This window comes from Cellulomonas gelida, from assembly GCF_006538725.1.
GTDB classification, from domain to species: domain Bacteria; phylum Actinomycetota; class Actinomycetes; order Actinomycetales; family Cellulomonadaceae; genus Cellulomonas; species Cellulomonas gelida.
The window spans coordinates 1-1,634 of sequence record NZ_BJLQ01000085.1 but is presented as its reverse complement, the minus strand read 5'-3'; the positions used below and the strand labels follow the sequence as shown (position 1 = coordinate 1,634).

General features: G+C 65.7%; 2 protein-coding genes. Both read left to right on the top strand.

Annotation, left to right across the window (positions count from 1 at the left end):
- Positions 1-81 precede the first annotated feature (81 nt).
- Entirely contained in the window at positions 82-990 is a 909-nt protein-coding gene (locus CGE01nite_RS16750) for an RHS repeat-associated core domain-containing protein (RefSeq protein ID WP_170211013.1), read from the top strand.
- A gap of 123 nt (positions 991-1,113) precedes the next feature.
- Positions 1,114-1,500 (top strand): hypothetical protein, encoded by a 387-nt coding sequence (locus CGE01nite_RS16745; RefSeq protein ID WP_141371780.1) that lies wholly within the window; start codon positions 1,114-1,116, stop codon positions 1,498-1,500.
- Positions 1,501-1,634 lie beyond the last annotated feature (134 nt).

Below are 1,634 nucleotides of genomic sequence, written 5' to 3'. Positions count from 1 at the left end.
GGCGCGCACGCGGTGCACGGTCGCGACGAGCGTCGCGGGCTCGGTGTCCGGTGAGACGGCTTCGACGGCCAGACCGTCGCGGTGCGCGACTCGAGCGGTCTGGGCGGGGTCACCTCGCTGGTGGGCGACCCCCTCGGCACGACGCTGGCCGCGATCCCGAACACCAGGTGGGCGGCGAACAGCGTCGTCAAGCAGTACACCGACCCGTTCGGTGCGGCGCGTGACACGACGGCGAGCATCCCGGGCGACCGGCAGTTCCTCGACAAGACCCGTGACACCGCCACCGGTCTGACGATGGTCGGGGCCCGGTACTACGACGAGGCCAACGGACGGTTCATCTCCGTCGACCCGGTCCTGGACCTGGCCGACCCGCAACAGTGGAACGCCTACGCCTACGCCAACAACAACCCCACCACGCTGTCCGACCCGAGCGGCCTGACACCCCGCATCGACGACGACTACGACGGCGGCCGCGGCCCCCTGGCCAAGCGGCCACCCGCGAGCTCGACACCGGTCCCTGGCTGCTACCTCGTGCCGATCCCGCGCCAGAACCCCAATCCCGCTAACGTCGGCCCGACGGCTGGCGAGGTCGGTCACGTCGTAGTCGACGTCCTGGGGTTTGTCCCTGGATACGGCGAGGTCGCCGACCTCGCCAACGCAGTCTGGTACGGGGTTGAGGGGGACTGGTGGAACTCTGGCCTCTCGGGCGCCGGGGCGATCCCGATCGCCGGGTGGGCTGCGACGACCTTCAAGTGGTTCCGAAACGGCAAGAAAGCTCTCGAAGCTGCGGAGACAGCCGGAGACGCCGCCTCGTCTGTCGTGACGACTGAGCGAGCGGCGGTCCAGGCGTTGAAGCCAAGTGAGGCGGTGGCTAGGTGGGACGAGTTCTTGGGTACCGGTCCAACCACGAATCTCCACCCTCGCACCGGTCTTCCTGACCCGAACAGAATCGTCTCGGCTGATGGCGCCCGGAGTATTCGGTCCCCATGAGATGGGCAGTTCGCCAGCAAAGTTCCACTTCCACGAAGAGACGTGGAACTTCTACCCTGATTTGAACACCTGGCAGGTGGACAATGTGCTGGTCCGAGTGCCGTTCCCGAAGGGGGCGTGGTAATGCGCGTCGTGCTGCAGAAGGTGCTTGGAGGCGATCCTCCAAATGTTGTTGTAACCGCTCCGGGATTGTCTGGTGACGGCCTCTGGCGAGGTGATAGCCCACCCGTGGCAGGGGCCGAAGTGGATATCGAGCTTGAGGTCCCCAGGATAATCGGGTGGACGGAGATTATGGTCGCTCGGGACCTACCGAGAGACGTCCGTCCGGCGGACGGTGAGCTGCTGCTGCAGGGAATCGTCGAAGACGTTGACCAAGAAGGGGTGCTGACCCTGCGAATTGCGGATGAGGTCGTCCTGATCGAGACCGTCGGTGAGCCTCCGTTGGGAGTGGTCGGCCAACATGTTGCGATGTTTGCTCAACGCAGTGAGCTCTACCCGACCGGCATTTAGCGGCGTTGAGCCGATGCACCTGAACCATGAGCATGGCGCCACTTCGGACGGCTCGGGCTTTGGGGTTAGTGGCCGACGGTGATCAGGCCGGACTCGTAGGCCGCGACGACGAGCTGGGTGCGGGTGGTGCAGTC